This window comes from Sphingomonas sp. IC4-52 (genome assembly GCF_020707225.1).
Classification (GTDB): Bacteria; Pseudomonadota; Alphaproteobacteria; order Sphingomonadales; family Sphingomonadaceae; genus Sphingomonas.
Window position 1 is genome coordinate 136196 of sequence record NZ_JAJFEU010000005.1, and the last position, 21239, is coordinate 157434.

The following is a 21239-nucleotide window of genomic DNA, read 5'->3' on the forward strand; positions in this document are numbered from 1 at the left end:
TCATGTGGATACATGTGCGAAGAATGGTCGGCTTAGGCTATTGCTCTTCAATCCGTTCGGAACGCGTTGCGAAGCGCTCCCGGCGAAAGCGTATTCGGTCGTTTGCTTCTTCCGTTAGCGAGAACTGTGCGAACGTCCGCTAGCCTCCCATTTCCGGTGGTCCGCGATGCGCCTCGTCCTTCCCGAAAGCTGACAGGCTGCTCACGCCCACTTGTGGACATTCGGCGATGCGCGCATCTTGCCGGTATAGTGCGTGTAACGATCTGCTTCTTGCTCGCGTTAGCTGGCTGCTCCGATGAGCAGACAAAGAAGTTCACCCGTGCGCCCGGTTGGACCACGTCCCTCAACAAGTACAGGAATGGCGTGTTCTTCCGATTTGCCGACCCGTCTGAAACCACGTTCAGCGGTATATGCGACTCGCGTCCGGTGTTCGGCCTCTACGGAGGCGACTACCCTGCGTTTTCGGAACGCTTTACGCTCACAATTGACCGGCAATCATGGGACCTAAGCGCCTTCCAAGGCGCGCATGGCCGCAGCCTTCCTGTCGATGATCCGCAGTTTGTGGATCTGTTTCGTGGCGCGAAGCAGCGCATTTCGTTCCGGGTTGGCCCAAACTGGGTGCGGTCGTTCAGGCCAAGTCCGCTACTGCGAGCCTTCGTGGATAAATGTCGCGTTATGAGGATCAGGGACCCCGAAGCAAACGGCATCTGAATGGTGGGGTCCATGTCGGCTTTCCTCCCAATACCGGACGTTTGCGCAAGGGAACCGAGGCGGTCTTATTCCCTTGATGTGATCTCGAAATGGCGCAACTCTCCCGGTTACGTGGAGACATTCGATGCCTGATGGGTCATTGATCACGACGTTGATTGGGGCTGCCCTTCTGGCGGGCACGCAAACGGTCGTACCTCCGCCGGAACGTGACAATGCGTCGGAAGCGGCTGAAGCGGAGCCTCGTGCATCGGGCAGTATCGTCGTCCTAGGCTCCAAGATGAAGGAGCGCCGAGAGCGTGCGAATGCTTATGTTCGCGCCACCGGCATAGCGCGTGGTCAGCTACCGGCCGCGCGCTGGGTCGAGGCGGTCTGCCCGAAGGTGGGCGGAGTCGGCCCGGAGACGGCGGCGATTGTCGATGAACGGATCAGAGCGCTGGCGACCGAAGTGGGTGCGCCGCTCGCCGGGCCCGGTTGTACCCCGAATGCGATCGTTACATTCACCAACGATGCGAAGGGGGTGGTGCGTCGTGTTCTCACTCGTGCGCCACACCAGTTCAAAGACGTGCCGCTTGGTGAGCGTGACAAGCTTCGCAACGGCGACGCGCCCATTCGTTGGTGGCACGTCATCGCGACGGGCGATGCGGATGGCGTTCCCCCCGTGGCGATGCAGCCCTCGTTCGTGTCGATCGATGGCGGCACCGGTGGCTTCGGATTGCCGATGGGTCAGGGTGGCGTGCAACTGCGCTACAAAGAGGGCGCAATCTCCTCACAGGCCACGCGTTCGATCATTGGTGCTGCCGTTGTGATCGACGTTGGCCGTGCCGGGCCGGGGCGCGACCTTCGCGCATTGGGCGACTATGCTGCGATGGTTGCGCTGGCGGAGTTTAGACCGTCTCAGCCGCCGCCGTCGGATTCGCTCCTTGCCATGTTCGAGACAAACGAGCCCGCCAGCGGCGCGACCCCAAATGACGTTGCGCTGCTCACCCAATTGTACGCGGTTCCACTCGACCGCGAGGCGCGCGCGCACCGGCGAATGCTGGCAGAGGCGCTTGTCGGTTCGGGCATTCGGCGCAAGCGTTAGCGGAGCGGGAGCCGTCGGGCAGGTACAGCCCGCCCAGGCGGCCGGGCGATGGAAGCGGCGCGATGCGCTCACACCGCTAGGGGCGGCGGCTGATGTTCCGGCAGCGTCGGGCGCCGCTCAAATCGGCTATGTGCGTGCAGCCAGCGCCTGACGGGGGTGTCCCATAGACGATGACCCAACCACGCCGCCGCTGATGACAGCACCAGTCCCAGGAGCACTGCACTACCGGCCCCGAGGCCGGGGTGCGTTGCTTGCCAGCTTTGCAGGAGCTTCAGAACCGGCGCATGAAGCACATATAGCGGGTAGGACAAGGTCGCTCCCGTCCGCCACGGCCCGGCGATCTGCGTCACCTCGGCTGCCGCGCGGATCAGGAACGGAAAGGCAAGCGAGGTCGCGAGCAGGTCGTACAGCCATGTCGGCATATCGACCGGCATCAGCAGCAATAATCCGAGCACCGCAGCCAGCGCCCCCATGGTGACTGAAGCGGTGGGCGGCTGGCCCGCCCACCGTCGAAAGAGCAGCAGGCCGGTTACGAAACCAAAGCCAATGCGGGCGGCCCCGCCGATGAAGTGGCGCCACTCGAAACCGACTTCGAGCGTGCCATAGTGCATCGCGCACCAGACAAGGGCCGCAAACGCCGCCATCTGCGCAGCCATCAGCAGCCGTGTGGGCGATCGATAAAGGACCGCGGCGAAGATGGCGCTCGCGACCACTTCCCAGAACAGCGACCACAAAGGTGGATCGATCGGAAACAATGTGCCGAGCGCATTGGTGCCGAGCGGTTGAGGAAGGAGCAAGGCACCGGCCACGGCGTCGCTGACGAACATCCGCCAGTGCGTGCCGGCCACATAGGCAGAACAAAGGCCCGCGACCACGCCCAGGGCAACCATCGGGTACAGCCGGTGAAGACGCCTCAGCATCAATGCGCGCGCGCGCAGGCCGCCCCGCAGCCGATCTTCATAAGCATGGGCAAGCACGAAGCCGCTCAGCATGAAGAAGAAGTCCACGGCGAGATAGCCATGCGGAACAAGGCCCTTCGTTCCGAACATGTAACTACCGTGCAGCGCGACCACCGCCAATGCAGCAACGCCGCGAAGTGCATCAAGACCGGGAAGATGAACGCGGGCGCGGCTCACGCACCCGTTCTACGCGGGTGAGCTTGCGGACTGGTTAGGAACTATGGTCGGGATTCTACGTACACCGGAAGTGTTCGAGTACACCGTCCGCCGCGGATGCGATCACCGTCATTGACGGGGGGAAGCGAACATCTGATGGCTGGCTCCATCGCCAACATACGCACCCGATGCTTTAGTCGCTAAGTGATTGTGCGATGAAGTATCGGGCGTCGATCCACGGCGGCGTCGCTAACTCGCCCGCTCCGCAACGAAGGTGAGCTGCTCGGGCAACCGGCCGCCCCATTGGGGGGGCGGCCCGCCGGAGACACGTGTTCCGAGTCGGCTTATTCCGCCGGCACCATTTCGGCGACGTCATTTTCCGCCAGTGCGCGCTGCACGATCATGCCCTCGCGCTTGGTGCCGTCGGCGGTCACCGGATCATGGGCGACGTCGGCGTCGCTGAACGTCTTCGTCCACGCCGCGAATTCGAGGCACACGCCATCGGGATCAAAGAAATAGACCGAGCGCACGAACACATCGTCATGCATGTGGTCGGACACTTGGTTCGGCGAATTGTCGTGGTTCATGATCTGGGTGACCGCCACGCCCTTGGACTTCAGCCGCTCGTAATATTCGTCGAACTTCTCGGCCGGGACGTTGAACGCAATGTGGTTCATGGAACCGTGGGCGGAGGTGAAATCGCCCTGGCTGGGCAGAGCGGCCGGCGCGGAGATGCCCGGATGCGCGACCGCGGCCTGCGGGAACCAGAAAAAGGCGAGGCTGTCGCCATTGCCCATGTCGAAGAAGAAATGCTGACCGCGCCCGCCGGGCAGGTCAATTGTCTTGACCAGCGGCATGCCGAGCACGTCGCGGTAGAATTCCACGGTACGCGCCATGTCCTTGCACACCAGCGCAAGGTGATTAACGCCCTTGAACTCGAATTCGGTGTTGCTTGCCGGCATCGTCACTCTCCTATGATCGTCATGTTGCAGGCTGAAAGGCGGGCCGCTCCGCCACTCGATCGAACCACGCGGCAATATTGATGAAGGCCGGATCGAGCGGCTGGCCGACGGTGCGACCGAAATCGAGAAAGGCGAACAGGATGATGTCCGCCAGCGTGAAGCGATCGCCGGCGATGTAGCGCCGCCCGGCAATCTGCGCGTCGAACCACTTGATCCCGTCCTGCGCCACGGCCTTCAGCCCCGCCGCCGCCTCCGGCAAGCAGCGCATCCGCGGCTCGAACAACGCGAGCCCTTCCGAAAAGCGGAAGCCGTTGCTCATCGGTTCGCAAATCTTGAGGTCGGCACGGCGGGTCCACATGCGCGTCTCCGCCCGCTCCTCCGGCGTCGTTCCGATCAGCGGCGGCGCCGGGTGAAGCTCCTCGAGATATTCGCAGATCGCGACGATTTCGGTGATGACCGTGCCGTCGTCCAGCTCCAGCGCGGGCGTTTGCCCGGTGGGATTGACGGTTTCGCTATAGGGCGGGCGACGGTTCTCCCCGCCGCGAAGGTCGACGGTGACGTGAGGGATCTCGATCCCCTTTTCCGCCATGAACAGAGTCACGACGCGGGGATTCGGCCCGACCGAGTTGAAGAACCTCATCCTAAATCCTCGCGACTCTGTGTAGCGGAAAAGGGGTTTACCGTCAATCTGGTTGACGGTCCGCGGCGGTCCGTGGCGCACTGAGGAAGTCGGCTGCGCTGAAGCCTTCTGGCGCTGCCACCTCGACGATCGGATCCTCGCGATTGTCATATTCCATGCGCAGCGCGCGGGTGATCACGGCGTGCATGTCATAAAGGCAGGTGATGTAGGTGAACTCGAAGATCTGTTCGTCATCCCAGAAGGTCTTGAGCTTCTCGAACACTTCGTTCGGCACACGCCCGCCCGCCTGGGCGAGACAATCGGCGTAGGCGAGGACGGCGCGCTCCTGCTCGTCATAGCAATCGGCAACCGTCCAATAAGGGATTGCCGCGATCTTCTCCTCGCTGACGCCAAGGCCGCGCAGCGACTTGCAATGCTGCGAGAAGACGAACTGGCTGCCCTTCACCCAGCCGGCGCGGGTCTGCCCCAGTTCGCGCAGCACCGGCGAGATGCGGCGCGCGGGGTGGCGGTACACCGCGAAGCCGTCCACGGCATGTTTGAAGATGTCGGGCGCCAGGGCATAGACCGTCCACCAGTCGCCGGGCGTACCGGTCGCGGTGCCGGGCTCGGCGACTGGATCGCGATCCCCGAACAGCCGCTTGTAATAGGCAAGAACGGTTTCGTCCTTGACCTCGGCGAGCGGTACCTGGCGCAAAACGGGCATTGATCGGCCTCCTTCAGGCGTATTTGCGGAACTGCGCGACGTGCGCGGAATCGAAATATTCGTCGAGGCGGGTGATCTTCCCGTCCTTTACCTCGCAGATGATCGCGCAGGGCAGGCGCACGCGCTCGCCATCGTGGGTGCGCACCCCTTGCAGCACATGCTGCTGCACGAAGCCCCCGGGAAACACTTGAACCCGGCGATCGGCATAAGTGCGATCGCTGATGCGGGCGATCATGCCGGTCAGCGTCTGCGCCGTCTGTTCGGGGGTGACGATCAGCTCGTCGGTATTGTGCCAGATCGCCGCATCGGGCGCGAAGCTGTTCTGCATGGTGGCGATATCGCCTTCCTCGATCGCGTCGAAGAAGCGCGTGGCAAATGCCCGCATCTCCGCCTCGGTCATCAAGCCTCTCCTTCCCTATGATATCCGTCCATGTCGGCACTGACGACGCGGCCCATGCGGAATTGTGCAACGGCGGCCAGCGCCGCGGCGGGCAACGTCCACAGCAGGGCGTAGCGCAGGCTGTCGGCGCCATAGGCCGGCGCCATCGCGTCGCTGATCATCCCGATCACCAGCGGCCCGCCGCCCAGCCCGACCAGGTTGAACATCAGCAGCAGGATGGCGGACGAGGTGGCGCGGGCGCGCGGCGGTGTCAGGTTCTGGACCAGCGCAAGCGCGGGGGCGACATAGATGGTGCACGCCACCATCGGCACCAGCATCAGCGCGAGCGACCATTGCCAGCTGTCGACCAGCAGCGCCGCGGCGAAGCTGGGGATCAGCACCACCGTCGCGACGCAGGGCACGATGGCATAAGCCGCCGCCGACCGGCGCGCGGCCCAATTGACCAGCGCGCCGCCGCCCCAGATGCCAAGCCCGAAGGTGATGCCGGCGGCCGGCGCGAACCAGGTCGCGAGCGCCGACAGCGGCATGCCCTGCGTGCGCATCAGAAACGCCGGGATCCAGTTCAGCATGCCATAGCTGACAAAGGCGGAAAGACCGCTGGCGATCGCCAGCATCCGGAGCGACCGGCGGCGCAGGAACAGGGCAAAGCTCGCGCCCATCGGCAACGCGGCTTCGTCGGCGGCGGGGCGGCGCGCATCCATCTGGCCGCGCACCGGCTCCCGCACCAGCATCAGCAGCAACGGCGCGGCGATGACCGCACCCAGGACACCGATGGCGATAAAGGCGCCGCGCCAGCCGATCGTCGCCGCCGCCCAGCCACCGAACGCCGCTCCTAGAAAGACGCCGAACGGCCCGTTGGCGGTGAAGATGCCGATCACCAGCGGCCGGCGCTCGGGCGGATAATAATCCGCGAGCACCGACAGCGACGGCGCCGTGCCACCCGCCTCGCCCACTCCCACTCCGAAGCGGGCCAGCGCGAGCTGCACGAAATTGCCGGCGAGGCCGCACGCAGCGGTGAAGACGCTCCAGATCGCGCAGGCGGCAGCGATCAGCCGCACGCGGTGCCAGCGATCGGCGGCCATGGCGAACGGCACCCCCATCAAAGCATAGAAGAGCGCGAAGCTGAGGCCGGTCAACAACCCGAACTGGGTATCGCTGAAAGCCATTTCGGCGCGGATCGGCTCCACCAGCACCGACAGGAGCTGCCGATCGACGAAATTTAGCGTGCCGATGGCGAACAGCATCCACAATGCCACCGTCCGCTGCGCCGCGCCGGGCGTGGCGACCGCCGCTGCACCCGTATGCATTGCCGTGTCCGTCATCCATCCTCCCCGCGACGACCCGTGGTCGCCGTCGGAGAAGCTTAGATACATAAGGGTCTATGTCAATCTGACTGACGATGGTTTTGCGGAAAGCCGCGCTTTTCGTCGCGGCGGCGCCTCCACCGCCGGCGGGGCAGCCGCTCGGGGCGAGCGGCGTTCCGGCCAGCGATCTCTCACGGCTTGGATCACACGCGATCTAGAGGCGGCGACCCCACACTTCGATATGGTTCCGGCGTTCGACCCGGATCGGCCGGCGAGCGTCCAGCAGCGGGGCGAGACCCACCCGCTCCAGCCAGTCGCGCGCCTCCTTCGCCTCCGGCGCCGCCAGCGCGTCGAACGCATCGGTGATGCGTTGCCACAGGTAGAAGATATAGGGCTGTACGCCGCTGTCGAAGCCGACGCCGCGGAACGCGGTTTCGACCGAACCGATGACGCGGCGGTGCGGCTTGTCGGTTACGGGCGCTCCCTCCTGCGGATCGACCTCGGCCACGTACCGGCACATCATCGCCACTTTGTCGGTAAGCTCCGGGAAAAGCTCATCGGCCATGTGCCGGAACAGCGGCGTCAGGGTCCCCGGGATTTCGTCGCCGGGAAGGAATGCGGGCGTGTAATCGCCATATTCGGGAAGGTCGGGGTCGGGCGCATTCATTCGCTCCACCCATCGAAATACCTTGGGCGCCCGGCGCTTCATGATATCGGCTGGGGCAGGATCGCGCCCGAGATGCGCGAAAAGCGGCCCGAACAGGCCATAGTCGCCGATCGAGGGCTGGCCCCCAAGCAGATAGGGGTGCGCGGCGAAATGTGCCTCCAGCAGATCAAGGAGTGAAAGGTAGGACTCCTCGATCGCCGCTATGGTGGCCGGCGTGACACCCAGCATCGGCAGATAGGAGCGCATGCGCGCCATCACCGCATCCGTATCGCCCGATCCGCCGGCAAAGGCATAGATCAGGAACCGCTCCTGCTCACCGGCATAACTCCACCGGTAATGCATCGCATGGCGAGTGAGGACGACCACCGCATATAGTTCGGCGATATGCGCCAGGATGCGCTGCCGAGGGCCAGCAGGATAGGCACTCACCCTGACGCCGGCGCGCTCGAAATGGTCCAGAATGTCGGCCGTGTCCTGCACGATTGTGCCGTCCGGCAAGGCGACAACCGGGATGATCGCTCGCCCGATGGCCGGAACAATCTCGGCGCGGAAGCGAGGATCGGCCGCACGCTCGACATACGCGATCCCCTGCTTGCGCAGGTAAGACCGGGTCTTGCCGGTATAAAGAGAATGGGGCGCGCCGTAGAGGATGACCTGTTCCATGCCGGCCCATGTGCCGGCGTGCCGCAGGTTCAGCAACGACGTTGACCGCCATGAGCCCCCGCGCGGTCAGCGGGTGCGGCCACGGCCTTGCGCGCCCCATATGAGAAACGCGAAGGCCGTGACCGATCGCTGGATCAGAACTTCACGCCGGCTTCGATGGCGATGTTGCGCGGCGGCTCCACGAACAGGATCGCGCGCGGAACGGCGGTGATCGGCGCCGGCAGCAGGAACGCGCTGCCCGTGGTCAGCTTGTCCGTCAGGTTGCGACCGACCAGCGCGACGTGCCAGCGCTCGTCCTGCGGCGCGAACTGGAGCCGGAGGTCCAGCTTCGCGAAGCCGCTCTGATACCCGTAGAGCGGGCTCTGGTTGTCCGAATTGAAGAACCCCGAACGCCCGCCGACGATGGCATTGCCGTCGATCTTGTAATCGGCGATGTCGACGCGGCCGTGCACGGCGACATTGCCGGTGAACTTCGACGTATAGGGCAACCGCACGCCGCGCAGGTTGTTCGCCTGGATGCTGGCCGGTGACGCCGGGTTGCAGACGGTGATCGGCTGCGTCGCGAGGCACGCGGCGCCGGGATAATCGTCGTACTTCACGTCCTGATAGGCGCCCGACGCGGTGATGTCGAAATAGCGGCTGGGCGCGATCCGCAGCGATCCCTCGATACCGCGCGAGGTCGCGGCGGCGGCGTTGCCCACCTGATAGGTGGAGATCACCGGATTGTAGACCGACGACTGAAGGTCGGTGAACTTGGTGTCGTACAGCGACACGTTCGCCGACACGCGCCCGTCCGCCAGCGTCGCCTTCACGCCCGCTTCCCAGTTGCGCGAACGCTCCGGCAGATAGACGAACGTCGCGTTGGTCGTGCCATAGGTGTTCGACACGAAACCGCCCGATTTCGAGCCGCGGCCATAGACCGCATAGACCATGAGATCGCGCGTGATGTCATATTGCAGCGTCACCGACGGATCAGTCAGCCCTTCGCTGATCGACCGGTCCGCCGTGGTGTTGACCGGACGCAGCGCATAGGGGCCATAGCGCAGGCGCCCGCCGAATGTGCCGTCCTTGTGCGTGTTGGTGTAACGCAGGCTCCCGATCACGCGCAGGCCGTCGAACGGCCGCAGCGTCGCCTGACCGAAAACCGAGATCGACCGCGCCTTCTGACGGAAGTTCGTTTCCATCAGCCCGAAGTAATTGAGCGAGGCGATGTTGAACCCGCCCAGCTGCGTCAGGTTGTAGCGCGACGTGTCATAATAAGCGCCAACCACATATTCCAGCGTGCCGCCGGTGGGCGAAAGAAGGCGCACCTCCTGCGAGAACTGGCGGAAGCGCTCCGGATACGAATTGTAGGTGGAGCTTGGCGTGATCGCGCCGCTGGGCGTCTCCTGGTCGAAATAATTGGTGACCGAACCGTTGAACCAGGAATAGCCGGTGATCGACGTCAGCGTATGGTCGCCGATACCGACATTGGCCGTAACCGAGCCAAGCACCGAACGGTTGCTGGATCCTTCATCGCCAAGCGGGCCATTGTCGATATAGCGCGTCAGCTTCACTTGCTGGCGCGTGTTTGCCGGGCTGGACACGCCAAGGCCGCCGCTGCGCTCCTGATTGGTGAGCTCGAGCTTGCCGGAAATGTCGACATTGTCCGCCGGCTCCCAGCGCGCGCTGACGCGGAACAGCTGGAGCTGGTTGTTCGGCTCGTCCTTGCTGCTGAACTGGTTGCGGATATAGCCGTCCTGATCCTGGATACGGGCGGCAACGCGCAGACCGAAATTGTCGCTGAGCGGCCCCGAAACATAGCCGGTCAGATCAATGCCGCGCAGGTCGAAGTTATAGACCCCGGTGACGGAGCCTTCGAATTCCTTCGTCGGCCCGGCGGACACGACGCTGACCGCACCGGCCGGCGTGTTCTTGCCATAAAGCGCGCCCTGCGGGCCGCGGAGCACTTCGACACGCGCCACGTCGAAGAACGGGTTCAGCGCCTGGCGGACGCGGCCGGCATAGACGCCGTCGACATACACGCTGACCGCCTGGTCGAATGAGAAGTTCTGGGGCGGCGAGCCGAAGCCGCGGATGTAGATCGTGTCATTGCCGTTCGTCTGCTGCACGAAGACGTTGGGCACGTAATTCTGCACGGCCTTGAAATCGGTCGCCTGGAACGCGTCGATGGTTTCCCCCGTCACCACCTCCATCGAGATCGGCACGTCCTGCAGCCGCTGCTCGCGGCGCTGCGCGGTGACGACGATGTCGCCGCCCGTACCGATGCTATCGACGCTGGCAGGGCTGGCGCTGTCGGTTGCAGGCGCAGCCTGAGTCGCGGCGGTGGCGCCCGATGCGGGCGATTGCGGCGTGCCGGGCTGCGGATCGGCGCCGCTCGCCATTGTGTCCTGCGCCAACGCCGGCGTACCCAGCACCAGTGCCGCCGCGGTCGATGCCGCCAGCAGACAACGGAGTTTATGTGTCATATCCCCTCCTCGCTCCCACCCGGCCTTGACTGTCACCGGCCTTTACGGTTTCACTTAGGCTACTAATTAAATTGATAAGTGTCTAGGGGAGGGTGAAGGTGGCTGAAACGATGCGCGCAGCCGCGCATGACACAGTGCTTGGCGACTATCTCTGCACGGTCGATTTCCACGTCGCCGGCGGCATCGCGGCGCTTGGCGCCTCCCCCTTCGGCGAGCGGCGGATCGGCTATGTCACCGGGGGCAGCTTCGCCGGCCCGCGGCTTTCGGGCACGGTGCTGGAGGGCGGCGGCAACTGGTCCGTCGCCGGGCGGCTCGACAGCCAAACGTCGGTCGGCACGATGGACGCGCGTGCCATCTGGCGCACCGATGATGGGGCGCTGATCTATGTCAGCTATGGCGGACGCAGTGTGATCCCGGACGATGTTCGTGCCGAATTCGCCGATCCGGCACGCGCCGCTCTGGTCGATCCTGCGCGCTACTACCTGCGCATCGCGCCCGTGTTCGAGACCGCGCATCCCGGTTATGCCTGGCTGAACGGCGTCCTGGCGATCGGCGTCGGCGAACGTACCGATCTGGGCGCGCGGCACCGGATCTACGTGGTTCGATAAGGGACGACGCGGTCAAGCGTCGCCAGCAGGAGGAGAGGAAAGAGATGATCGTGCTTCATGGCGGGCCGACGCCCAATGCGCGCAAGATCGCCATCGCGCTGTACGAAATGGGCCTCGAATGGCGGCTGGAGGATGTCGACATCCTTGCCGGTGACCAGCTGACCCCCGAATTCCTGGCGCTCAACCCGAACAACAAGACGCCCGTGATCGTCGACGAGAACGGGCCTTCGGGGCGCTTTGTTCTTTGGGAAACGGGCGCGATCCTTTTGTACCTCGCCGAGAAGACCGGGCGCTTCCTGCCGGCAGATCCGGAGCAGCGGGCGATCTGCTGGCAATGGCTGATGTTCCAGGTGTCGGGCGTCGGGCCGATGTTCGGTCAGGCGGCGCACTTCGGCTTCTACGCGGCCGAGCGGCACCCCTATGCCATCGAGCGCTACACGCGCGAGGTGGACCGGCTGCTGCGCGTGCTGGATGGGCAGCTGGCGAAGACCCAGTGGGTTGCGGGCGAGGAATATACGATCGCCGACATGACGATGCTGCCGTACCTGCGACGTCCGGTGGAGGAGCAGGCGGACCGCTATCCCAACGTCGCGCGCTGGGGCCAGGCGATGCTACAGCGGCCGGCGGTTCGCGACGGCATGGCGGTTGGCATCGCGCGACCCGAGACGATCGAGGGCGGCCTCGACGGCTTCACCGACGAGCACCGATCGATCCTGTGGGGCGAGCGACAGCACGCGGCGCGATAATGTCTGGCGCTACGCGGGCGGTCTAGTCGCCGCCCGGCACCGCCTCGCGCACAGCACCGTGCATGGCATCGCCGAACATGTTCGACCATTCCTCCTCGGTCAGCTTCTGGTGCCGGCCGAGATATTTGTCGGGCGCCTTCAGATCCTCCCTTGCCGTTGCGCGCCGGACGGCGGGACGAGCGGCGATCGCCTCATACCAGCGGCGGGTGGCCGGCCGCTCTTTCCCCTGCCGCCCCATAACGAAGGCCGATGCCTGGCCGGGCCATACCGCCATGTCGGCGATCGTATAGTCGTCGCCAGCAAGATACGGGCTTTCCGCCAGCCGGTTCTCCAGTACCGCCAGCAGACGATCATATTCGCGGGTGTAGCGTTCCACCGCATAATCCTGCCCCGGCGGAGCATAGCGCAGAAAATGGCTCGCCTGCCCGCCCATCGGCCCGAGGCCCGCGACCTGCCACGTCAGCCACTGGATCGCCCGGCTGCGCGCCGCCCCGGCGGGCGCCAGGAACTGCCCCGTCTTCTCGGCGAGATACTGCAGGATCGCGCCGGATTCGAACACCGCCAGCGGCGCCTCGCCATTGCCCGGATCATGATCGACGATCGCCGGCAGCTTGCGGTTGGGATTGATCCGCCCGAAGCCGGGACGCAGCTGATCACCCTCGAAGATGTCATAGGGAATGATGCGGTGGGAAAGGCCCGTTTCCTCCAGCATCAGCGCGATCTTCATGCCGTTGGGCGTGGCGCAATAATGAAGGTCGATCATGCATCTGCCTCGTCGATCCAGCGGGTGAGGAGCGCGGTGGTCGCATCCGCCGCCTCCAGCATCGGCAGGTGGCCGACACCGGCGAGCGTCTCGAGCCGCGCGTTCGGAATGGCCTCCAGCATCTCCGCCTGCTGCCCGGGCGTCGTGATGCCGTCGCCGTCGCCGCGGATCAGCAGGGCCGGCACGGTGATGCGGGCGAGCGAAGGGCGGCTATCGATCCGGCCCATGATCGCGCGCTGCTGGCGCAGGAACGTCTCCGCGCCGGTATCGGCCGCCATGCGTCGCGCGGCGCCAAGCAACGCAGCGTCATCGCGGCGTTCGGGCGGGAACAGCATCGGGATCCGCTCCTCGATCACCTGGTCGAAGCGGCCTGCGTCGACGAGATCGATATAGCCCTGCCGCCGCGCGGTCTGCGCCGGCCCATCCGCCGTCGCCAGCGTCGCGATCAATGCAAGCCGGGCGACGCGATTGGGCGCGCGGCGCATGACTTCCATCGCCACGAAGCCGCCCATCGCATGCGCGACTAGCACGAAGCGCGGCGGCGCGGCGGTGAGCAGCCGCGCCGCCATCCCGGCGATCGTATCGTCCTTGGTATGATCGGCGTGGCGCACGTCGCGCGCGCCCCACGCCGCGCGCTGTGGTGACCAGCTTTCCGCAGTCAGTAACTGGCCGGACGCGAGGACGATCGGCAATCCGCTCATGCCGCCACCACGTGCAGGAGCGGCTCGCCCGCCGCCAGCCGGCGTACATTCTCCGCCGCCGCGGCAAGGCTGCGGGCCAGTGTTTCGGGGGTTTGCCAAGCGACATGTGGGCTGACGACGAGGTTGGGCGCGGCGAGCAGCGGATCGTCTTGCGACAGCGGCTCGTTCGCGAACACGTCGAGCCCGGCGCCGCGCAAATGCCCGCTCTCCAGCGCCTGCGCGAGCCGTGCCTCGTCCACCAGACCGCCGCGCGCGACATTGACCAGCACCGCGCCCCGCTTCATCGCCAACGGATCGACGATATGCCTTGTCTCGGGCGTCAGCGGCACATGGAGCGAGACGACGTCAGCTTCGGTAATCAGCGCGTCGATCGGCAGGCGGCGCCACGGCACGTCATGCTGGCTGCGCGCAGCATAGACGACGTCGGCGCCCAGCGCCGACAGCGCCTTGGCCAGCCGCGAGGCGCTGGCGCCCATGCCGATAAGGCCGATCGTGCGGCCGGCAACTTCGCCCATGTCGTCCAGCACCGCATCCGGCACCGCCCATTGCCCCGCGCGCGTCGCGGCATCGAGCGGCACCGTGCGGCGCAGCACCGCCAGAAGCAGCGCGAGCGCGCTTTCCGCCACCGCCTGTGCATTCACGCCCGGCATGTTGCACACGGTGATGCCGCAGGCTTCGGCCGCATTCAGTGCGATCGTGTTCACGCCTACGCCCAGCTTCTGGATGAGCCGCAAGGACGGCGCGGCTGCGATCGCCTCTGCCGAGACGGGATGCAGCACGTGAAGCAGCACCTCGGCATCGCCGATCGCGCCGCCAGGGCCGATCGCGGTCACCGCCCCGGGCCCGAACGAGGCGGCGATCTGCGCCTGGAAGCCAGCGCTCGGATGCGTATCGATCGCGATCCTCATCGCGCCAGCCGGGCAGCGACCGGCGCGGCGAAGGCGGACGGGCCGGCGAACACCGCATCCTGCCCCATCGCCTCCTCGATGCGCAGCATCTCGTTCCACTTCGCCATTCGTTCGGAACGGGTGAAGGAGCCGACCTTGAACTGGCCCGCGTCCCAGCCGACGGCGAGATGCGCGATCGTCACATCTTCCGTCTCGCCCGAGCGGGCGGAGACGATCGTGCCCCACCCATGCGCTCGGGCAGCATCGAGCGCGGCCTTCGCCTCGGTGACGGTGCCGATCTGGTTCACCTTGATCAGCGCGGCGTTGCAGGCTCCGGCTGCTGCGGCAGCTTCGACGCGCGCCGCGCGGGTGACGAGCACGTCGTCGCCGATCACCTGCACCGCGTCACCAATCGCGCCGGTGACGGTGGCCATGGTGGCAAGATCGTCCTGCGAGGCGGGATCCTCGATCGACAGGATCGGATAGCGGCGCGTCCAGCCGATCACCGTCTCCGCCATCGCCGCGCCATCCATCGCGCGATCGTCTAGTGCCAGGCGGTAGCCCTTCCCGTCGCCGAACTCGTTGGCGGCGATGTCGAGTGAGATGAACACGTCCTCACCGGCGCGATGCCCGGCCGCGTCGATCGCCCGGGTCAGCACGTCGAGCGCCTGCCCGTTGGAGGCGAAATTCGGCCACCAGCCGCCCTCGTCCGCCACGCCGGCAAGCGGGCCGAGCTCCTCCATCAGACGGCCGGCGGCACGATAGACCTCGTCCGTCACCTCCAGGGCGCGGCGGAAGCTGCCGGCATGCGGCGCCATGATCATGAAATCCTGAATGTCGGTGCGGCGCCCCGCATGCGCGCCGCCGCCGAAGATCTGGATTTCCGGTAGCGGCAGGCGCACCCGGCGGTCCTGCGCCAGCCAGCGCCAGACCGGTACGCCCTCCCCTGCCGCCGCGGCATGAAGCACCGCCATGGACACCGCAACGACGGCGTTACCGCCCAGCCGCTGCTTGGTAGGCGTGCCGTCTAGCGCCGCCAGCGCCGCGTCCACCCCCGCCTGGTCGCGCGCATCCATGCCCGACAGCGCGGGTGCGATCTCGCGTGCGACATTGGCGACCGCGGCGGCGACGCCCATGCCGCCGAATGCCGCGCCGCCATCGCGCAGATCGATCGCCTCATGCGCGCCGCGCGACGCGCCGGCGGGGGCAATCGCGCGGCCGACGGCTCCATTCTCCAGCCGCACCTCGGCCTCCACCGTGGGCCGCCCACGCGAGTCCCAAAGCTGGCGGGCGTGAACGGCGGCGATACGGTGGCTCATCTTGGCTCCCATGCGGCAATCAGATCGGTAATGGCGGGCGTTTCGCCCGCCAGCAGGGCGACGGCGCGTGCGCGAACCAGCGCGCGGGCGGCATCGTCGAGATAGGGTGCGGGCGACTTGCCCTCGACCCGCGCAAGCAGCAGCGCGGCGACCAGGTCGCCGGCACGGGCGCCAAGCGCACCGGCCTCCTCCCAGCTGACGCCGGCGAGATAGCGCACCGCAAACTGGCGCGCCGCCACCGCCAGCACGGCGCGGTGCTCAGGCAGCCAGACCTGCTTGAGCAACAGATGCGTGGTGCAAAAGGCAAGGTCGAACGCCGGATCGCCATGCACCGCGCATTCGGCATCGAGAAACACACCGCCGCGCGGGCCGACCAGGATGTTCTTCGGGCTGACGTCGCCGTGAACCAGCGCGATCCGCCGCACTGCCAGCGCATCGGCGATGGCGTTGAGGCGGGCCGCGACCTCCGGCACGCGTTCCGCCGTGTAGCGAAGGAACGGCGCGATGCGGAGCGCATCGAAGAGCGCCGGATCGCCGAAACTGCGTGCGACGGCATCGTCGCCTGCAGTCTCGGCATGGATGCGGGCAAGCGCCGCCCCCAGCGTGCCGGCAAATGCGGGATCCACGCGGCCCGCGACCAGCTCGTCGCGCCAGACGGGATGCCGCACCGGATCGAGCCAGTCGAGGACGAACAGGTGATCCTCGGGAGAATGCGCGACGACCACGGGCACGAGCGCCGGATCGATCCGCGCGACGCGGCGCAGCCACGCTACCTCGTTCTCGGCGCGATCCACCGGCGCCAGCCACTCCGCCGCGACACGCAGCTGCGGCAGCGCACGCTTCACCACCAGCGGCCGTCCCCCTGCAATGTCCGCGCGCCACACGTCGCAGGATACACCGCCGGACAGCGGCGTCAGCGTGATGGCCTCCCCCTCGCCCAACACGCGCAGCCGGCGCAGCGCGGCAAGTGTGGCCGCGTCGTCCATCACGCCTTCCGTTCGATCCAGGCCGCCATCAGGTCTGCCACCACATCACGATCGGCGTCCGAATCCTCGAAGTAATGCGCGCCCTTCACCAGCTCGAGCTCCTTGTCGGTGGAACCGATGTGGTCGAAGATCTTGCGTGCGTCGCTCGGGAATACGCCCGTGTCGGCAGTGCCCTGCACCACCAGTGCGGGTGTATCGAACTTCACGAGATGCGGCGCGCCCTGGCAGGGTGATGTCTCGAGGCTCCACATGTTGAGCCAGGTCTTGAGCGTATTGGCGCGCCCGATCGAAGGGGTGCGGTTCGCCACTGCCGGATCACCGCGATAGCAGCGCCGCGGCTCGCGATCGGACGGATCGAGCGAGGGATCCATGCAGCGCAAGTCACCCCAGCAGCGGAACAGCGGGAACAGCCGGTCAGGCACGCCCGCGTCGTTCAGCCGTTTCAGCTCAGCCTTGGCCCAGTCGGTGATCCGCTGGTTGCGGGCACGCTGCGCCGCGCGATAGCGCTCGACGAATTCGGGCGAATAGGGCGGGCCGTTGTCGGGGTTGAAGGGATCGAGCGCCGGATCGGTGGCCACCGGATCGAACTCGTCCACTACCGATGCGTCCATCCAGTCGGTCAGCACTTCCGGCCGGCCCTGGTGCGCGTTCAGCGAGATGTAGAGATCCGCCTTGATCAGCTGCGCCAGCGCGTCCTGCCCCACAGGCGGCAGCGCGTGGCCGAGCGTCGGCGCGATCGCCTCCGCCTGATAGGCGCCCATCAGCGATCCGCCGCCGGAATTGCCCAGGATCACGATCCGCTCGACGCCCGCTTCCTCACGTAGCCAGCGCATGCCGACGCCGATATCCAGCACGGCATGCTCGAGCAGAAACTGGTCTTCGAACCCGCGATATCGGGTGTTCCAGCCAAGGAAGCCGTAGCCGCGGCGCGCGAAATAGGGCGCGATATAATGTTCGCTGAAATCCACGTTGTAATGGGTCGCGATCACCGCCGTCCTGGGCCGCTTGCCGGCGGGCGCATAATAGATGCCCTGGCACGGATGCCCCCCGGCCTGGATGCGCGGCGCGGTGGGTGACACCTTGCCGATAAAGGTCACGTCCAGCCCCTCAACGTCGCGCCGATCCATCCATCCCCTCCCTTGATCTACTTAGGTACCGAAGCATATCGGCGATCAGCGTGCAACCTCGAACGGCAACGTGTATCCCGTGAGGTCAGCCCGGATCCGCTTCTTGTCGATCTTCCCGGTCGGGCCGAGCGGGATCTCGTCGACGAACAGCACGTCGTCGGGCATCCACCAGCGCGCGATCTTCCCTTCAAGGAAGGCGAGCAGGTCTTCCCGGGTCGCGGCAGCACCATCCTTCAGCTGGCACAGCAGGATCGGCCGCTCGTCCCATTTGGGATGCGCGACACCGATGACGGCGGCGAGCGCCACCGCAGGATGGCCGGTGGCGATATTCTCGATCTCGATCGAGCTGATCCACTCGCCGCCCGATTTCACCACGTCCTTCGCGCGGTCCGTGATCTGCATGTAGCCATGCGCATCGATCGTGGAGACATCGCCGGTGTCGAAGAAGCCTTCCTCGTCCAGCACCTCTCCGCCCTCACCGCCGTAATAGGCCGCGGCGATCGTCGGGCCCTTGATCATCAGGCGGCCCGGCGTCTGGCCGTCGTGCGGCAGGCGGTTGCCGAAGTCGTCGGCCAGCTTCAGCTCGAGCCCCGCCAGCAGGCGGCCCTGCTTCAGGCGAAAGGCCATCTGCGCGTCATCCGGCAGCGCGGCGACGGCTGGCGAGGGCACGGAGACCGTGGCGAGCGGGGACGTCTCCGTCATGCCCCAGCCCTGCGTCACCTCGACGCCGTATTCGTCGCGAAAGGCGCGGATGATGGATTCCGGGCAGGCCGATCCGCCGATCGTCACCCGGCCGAGCGAGTCGATGCGCTTCCCGCTGTCGCGAAGATATTGCAGCAGCCCCTGCCAGACCGTGGGGACCGCCGCGGAATAGGTAACGCCCTCCGCCTCGATCAGCCCCTGCAGCGACTGGCCGTCCATCCGCTGCCCCGGCAGCACCAGCTTCGCGCCCACCGCCGGCGCGGAATAGACCACGCCCCAGGCGTTGGCATGGTACATCGGCACCACCAGCAGCACCGTGTCGCGCGCGGATAGCGCCAAGGCATCGGCCTGCAGCGTCATCATCGCATGGAGACAGTTGGAGCGGTGCGAATAGAGCACGCCCTTGGGATTGCCTGTCGTCCCGCTGGTGTAGCACAGACCACAGGCGAGGTGTTCGTCGAAGCCGCCCCAGCCCGCCTCCACGTCCTCCCCCGCGATCCAGTCGTCAAAGGCGATGGCGTCCGCATCTTCGGGCGGCAGCGAGGCGCGGTCGCACAGGTAAATCACCTCGCGGATGCTCGGCACCTGGTGGCGGAGTTCCGCCACGATCGGCGCGCAGGCGGGATCGGCCAGCAGCATCCGGTCGCCGGCGTGATTGGCGATATAGACGATCTGTTCCAGGAACAGCCGCGGGTTCAGCGTGTGGCAGATCGCGCCGATGCCGGCGATGCCGTACCAGGCGGCAAGGTGGCGCGCGCCGTTCCAGCCGAGCGTCGCGATCCGGTCACCCTGCTGGACGCCGGCACGGCGCAGTGCGTTTGACACGCGTTTCGCATCGGCATGGACGCGGGCATAGTCGCTATGGGTCACCCGCCCCTCGGCATCGCGCGAGACGATCGGGCGGTCACCATGCCAGGTGGCGGCATGGGTGAGCAGGCGATCGACCGTCAGCGGCACATCCTGCATCAAGCCGCGCATCATTGATCCTCCCGATCGGCAAAAGTGACACTGACGGGTGCACAATGGGCCATGGTGAGCGTGAACGTGTCGCCGATGTGCACCATTGGCACCGGCCCCAGCGCGCCCGTCATGATGATCTCGCCCGCCAGCAGCGGCACGCCCCGCTCGGCCGCGTGCTGCGCCAGCCATTGCAGCGCGGACAGCGGCCCGCCCATCGTGGCGCTGCCGATCCCGCGGGATTCCTCGACGCCGTTGCGCGCCAGCGTCATGGTCAGCGCCGGCAGCGCGTCGAGCGACACGCCCGTGATCGGCTGGCCGAGCACCACGCCCCAGCCGGACGCATTGTCCGCCACCGTATCGACAAGGCCGACGTCCCAGTTTGCGATCGCGCTATCGACGATCTCCAGCGCAGGCAGCGCATGGTCGACCGCGCTTGCGGCGTCGGCGGGATCATCGACGTCGCGGCCCATCACCAGCGCGATCTCCGCCTCGACGCGCGGGGCGATCAGGCGGCGCGAAATCGTGTCGCCGCTGGCGTAGCGGCAATCCGCCCACAGCCAGCCGCTGTCGGGCTCATCCACGCCGAACTGGCGCCGCGCGGCTTCGGAGGTGAGGCCGATCTTGCGCCCGATGGTGCGCCCGCCTGCCGCGCGGCGCGCGGCAGTGGCGATGTCCTGCACGGCATAAGCATCGGCAAGGCTAAGCGACGGATGATCGTGGCGCAGCGGCGGAATCGGCGTGCCGCTGGCGCGCGCCGCGGCCAGGCGCGCGGCGAGATCGTGAAGCATGCTCATGCGCCCACCGGGGGGAATTGCGGCGCGCGGCCAAGCTTGCCGGGGAGATCGCGCCCGAGCACCCCGCCGAGCCAGCGCGCGCCCTCGATCGCGGCGCCGCGATCATAGCCGGTCGCGATCCCGGAGCGATCGAGCAGGTACAGCACATCCTCCGTCGCGACATTGCCCGACGCACCAGGCGCGAAGGGGCAGCCGCCGGTGCCGCCAAGCGACGCGTCGATCACCGTCGCCCCCGCGCCGATCGCGGCCCAGACATTGGCGATGCCCGTGCCGCGCGTGTCGTGGAGGTGGACGCGCACCGGGAGCGGCGCGACCGCTTCCGCCACGCGCGCGACCGCCTCGGCCACCTGCGCCGGCACCGCGACGCCGATCGTATCCGCCAGCGCCACTTCGCGGGGGGACACGTCGGCGGCACGGCGCGCCATGTCGATCACGCGCTGCAGCGGCACCTCCCCCTCGAACGGGCAGCCGAACGCCGCCGCGATGGTGATCTGGCCGCTGCGCCCGCCGGCGCGCGCCAGTGCCACCGTGTCGCGCGCGGCGAGCAAGGATTCCGCGCTCGTCTGCTTCTGATTGCGCATCGCGAACGTGTCACTGGCAACGCAGACCGCGCCCAGCTCGTCGATCCGGGTGGCAAGCGCCCGCTCCGCGCCGCGCCGGTTCAGCACCAGCGCGATGAACGTCACGTCGTCCCGCTCCGGAAGGCCGGCGACCACCGCATCGGCATCGGCCAGCTGCGGCACGCGCGCGGGATTGACGAAGCTCGTCACCTCGATCCGGCGCGCGCCGGCCGCGATCGCGCGATCGATCAGCGCCAGCTTGTCCGCGGTGGAAACCGTCGCAGCCTCGTTCTGCAGCCCGTCGCGCGGCGATACCTCGACGATCTCTATCGTTGCTGTTCCGGCCAAGGCTTGCTCCCTCCTTAATACCTA

20 protein-coding genes are annotated in these 21239 nt (G+C 66.7%); 3 read left to right on the forward strand and 17 right to left on the reverse strand.

The features are described from left to right. The first annotated feature begins 835 nt into the window (after window positions 1-835). On the forward strand, window positions 836-1792 hold the full coding sequence (locus LK535_RS13215; RefSeq protein WP_227772393.1) for a hypothetical protein: 957 nt from the start codon (window positions 836-838) through the stop codon (window positions 1790-1792). 68 nt (window positions 1793-1860) lie between these two features. On the opposite strand, the gene LK535_RS13220 is transcribed toward LK535_RS13215, so the two are convergent. The 8 genes from LK535_RS13220 to LK535_RS13255 form a co-directional block, all read right to left on the reverse strand. Continuing rightward, the gene (locus LK535_RS13220) at window positions 1861-2928 is read right to left on the reverse strand and encodes an acyltransferase family protein (RefSeq protein ID WP_227772394.1); all 1068 of its coding nucleotides are present in this window, start codon (window positions 2926-2928) and stop codon (window positions 1861-1863) included. A 323-nt stretch (window positions 2929-3251) separates the two neighbouring features. Beyond that, window positions 3252-3869, reverse strand: a complete 618-nt coding sequence (locus LK535_RS13225; RefSeq protein WP_227772395.1) for a VOC family protein — start codon at window positions 3867-3869, stop codon at window positions 3252-3254. A 19-nt stretch (window positions 3870-3888) separates the two neighbouring features. Further along, the gene (locus LK535_RS13230) at window positions 3889-4509 is read right to left on the reverse strand and encodes a glutathione S-transferase family protein (protein ID WP_227772396.1); all 621 of its coding nucleotides are present in this window, start codon (window positions 4507-4509) and stop codon (window positions 3889-3891) included. Between the two features lie 43 nt (window positions 4510-4552). Continuing rightward, window positions 4553-5212, reverse strand: coding sequence for a carboxymuconolactone decarboxylase family protein (locus tag LK535_RS13235; protein ID WP_227772397.1), 660 nt, complete (start codon window positions 5210-5212; stop codon window positions 4553-4555). A 13-nt stretch (window positions 5213-5225) separates the two neighbouring features. Next, on the reverse strand, window positions 5226-5612 hold the full coding sequence (locus LK535_RS13240; protein ID WP_227772398.1) for a nuclear transport factor 2 family protein: 387 nt from the start codon (window positions 5610-5612) through the stop codon (window positions 5226-5228). Beyond that, on the reverse strand, window positions 5612-6934 hold the full coding sequence (locus LK535_RS13245; protein WP_227772399.1) for a spinster family MFS transporter: 1323 nt from the start codon (window positions 6932-6934) through the stop codon (window positions 5612-5614). Before LK535_RS13245 ends, LK535_RS13240 begins: the two co-directional genes overlap by 1 nt. A gap of 196 nt (window positions 6935-7130) precedes the next feature. Then, window positions 7131-8246, reverse strand: coding sequence for a glutathione S-transferase family protein (locus LK535_RS13250; protein ID WP_227772400.1), 1116 nt, complete (start codon window positions 8244-8246; stop codon window positions 7131-7133). Between the two features lie 134 nt (window positions 8247-8380). Next, window positions 8381-10714 carry a TonB-dependent receptor gene (locus LK535_RS13255; protein WP_227772401.1) on the reverse strand — a complete coding sequence of 778 codons (2334 nt, stop codon included), beginning with the start codon at window positions 10712-10714 and terminating at the stop codon, window positions 8381-8383. A gap of 98 nt (window positions 10715-10812) precedes the next feature. Between LK535_RS13255 and LK535_RS13260 the strand changes: the two genes are divergently transcribed. Then, on the forward strand, window positions 10813-11322 hold the full coding sequence (locus LK535_RS13260; protein ID WP_227772402.1) for a DUF3237 domain-containing protein: 510 nt from the start codon (window positions 10813-10815) through the stop codon (window positions 11320-11322). Between the two features lie 44 nt (window positions 11323-11366). Further along, window positions 11367-12068, forward strand: coding sequence for a glutathione S-transferase family protein (locus LK535_RS13265; RefSeq protein ID WP_227772403.1), 702 nt, complete (start codon window positions 11367-11369; stop codon window positions 12066-12068). 22 nt (window positions 12069-12090) lie between these two features. Here LK535_RS13265 and LK535_RS13270 read toward each other — a convergent pair whose 3' ends face one another. From LK535_RS13270 to LK535_RS13310, 9 genes are read right to left on the reverse strand one after another with little or no spacing between them, the layout of a single operon-like run. Next, window positions 12091-12831, reverse strand: coding sequence for a glutathione S-transferase N-terminal domain-containing protein (locus LK535_RS13270; protein WP_227772404.1), 741 nt, complete (start codon window positions 12829-12831; stop codon window positions 12091-12093). Beyond that, a complete protein-coding gene (locus LK535_RS13275) occupies window positions 12828-13532 on the reverse strand; it encodes an alpha/beta fold hydrolase (protein ID WP_227772405.1) in 705 nt (234 codons plus the stop codon). The genes LK535_RS13270 and LK535_RS13275 overlap by 4 nt, the downstream gene beginning before the upstream one ends. Further along, a complete protein-coding gene (locus LK535_RS13280) occupies window positions 13529-14440 on the reverse strand; it encodes an NAD(P)-dependent oxidoreductase (RefSeq protein ID WP_227772406.1) in 912 nt (303 codons plus the stop codon). The genes LK535_RS13275 and LK535_RS13280 overlap by 4 nt, the downstream gene beginning before the upstream one ends. Continuing rightward, complete coding sequence (gene eno / locus LK535_RS13285; RefSeq protein ID WP_227772407.1) at window positions 14437-15738, reverse strand: phosphopyruvate hydratase; 1302 nt, start codon at window positions 15736-15738, stop codon at window positions 14437-14439. The genes LK535_RS13280 and eno overlap by 4 nt, the downstream gene beginning before the upstream one ends. After that, a complete protein-coding gene (locus LK535_RS13290) occupies window positions 15735-16724 on the reverse strand; it encodes a phosphotransferase family protein (protein WP_227772408.1) in 990 nt (329 codons plus the stop codon). The genes eno and LK535_RS13290 overlap by 4 nt, the downstream gene beginning before the upstream one ends. Beyond that, window positions 16724-17851, reverse strand: coding sequence for an alpha/beta hydrolase (locus LK535_RS13295; protein WP_227772409.1), 1128 nt, complete (start codon window positions 17849-17851; stop codon window positions 16724-16726). The genes LK535_RS13290 and LK535_RS13295 overlap by 1 nt, the downstream gene beginning before the upstream one ends. A gap of 45 nt (window positions 17852-17896) precedes the next feature. Then, window positions 17897-19531, reverse strand: a complete 1635-nt coding sequence (locus tag LK535_RS13300) for a long-chain-fatty-acid--CoA ligase (RefSeq protein ID WP_227772410.1) — start codon at window positions 19529-19531, stop codon at window positions 17897-17899. Further along, the gene (locus tag LK535_RS13305; RefSeq protein WP_227772411.1) at window positions 19531-20307 is read right to left on the reverse strand and encodes a 2-keto-4-pentenoate hydratase; all 777 of its coding nucleotides are present in this window, start codon (window positions 20305-20307) and stop codon (window positions 19531-19533) included. Before LK535_RS13305 ends, LK535_RS13300 begins: the two co-directional genes overlap by 1 nt. Beyond that, on the reverse strand, window positions 20304-21215 hold the full coding sequence (locus LK535_RS13310) for a hydroxymethylglutaryl-CoA lyase (protein WP_227772412.1): 912 nt from the start codon (window positions 21213-21215) through the stop codon (window positions 20304-20306). Before LK535_RS13310 ends, LK535_RS13305 begins: the two co-directional genes overlap by 4 nt. Between the last annotated feature and the right edge of the window lie 24 nt (window positions 21216-21239).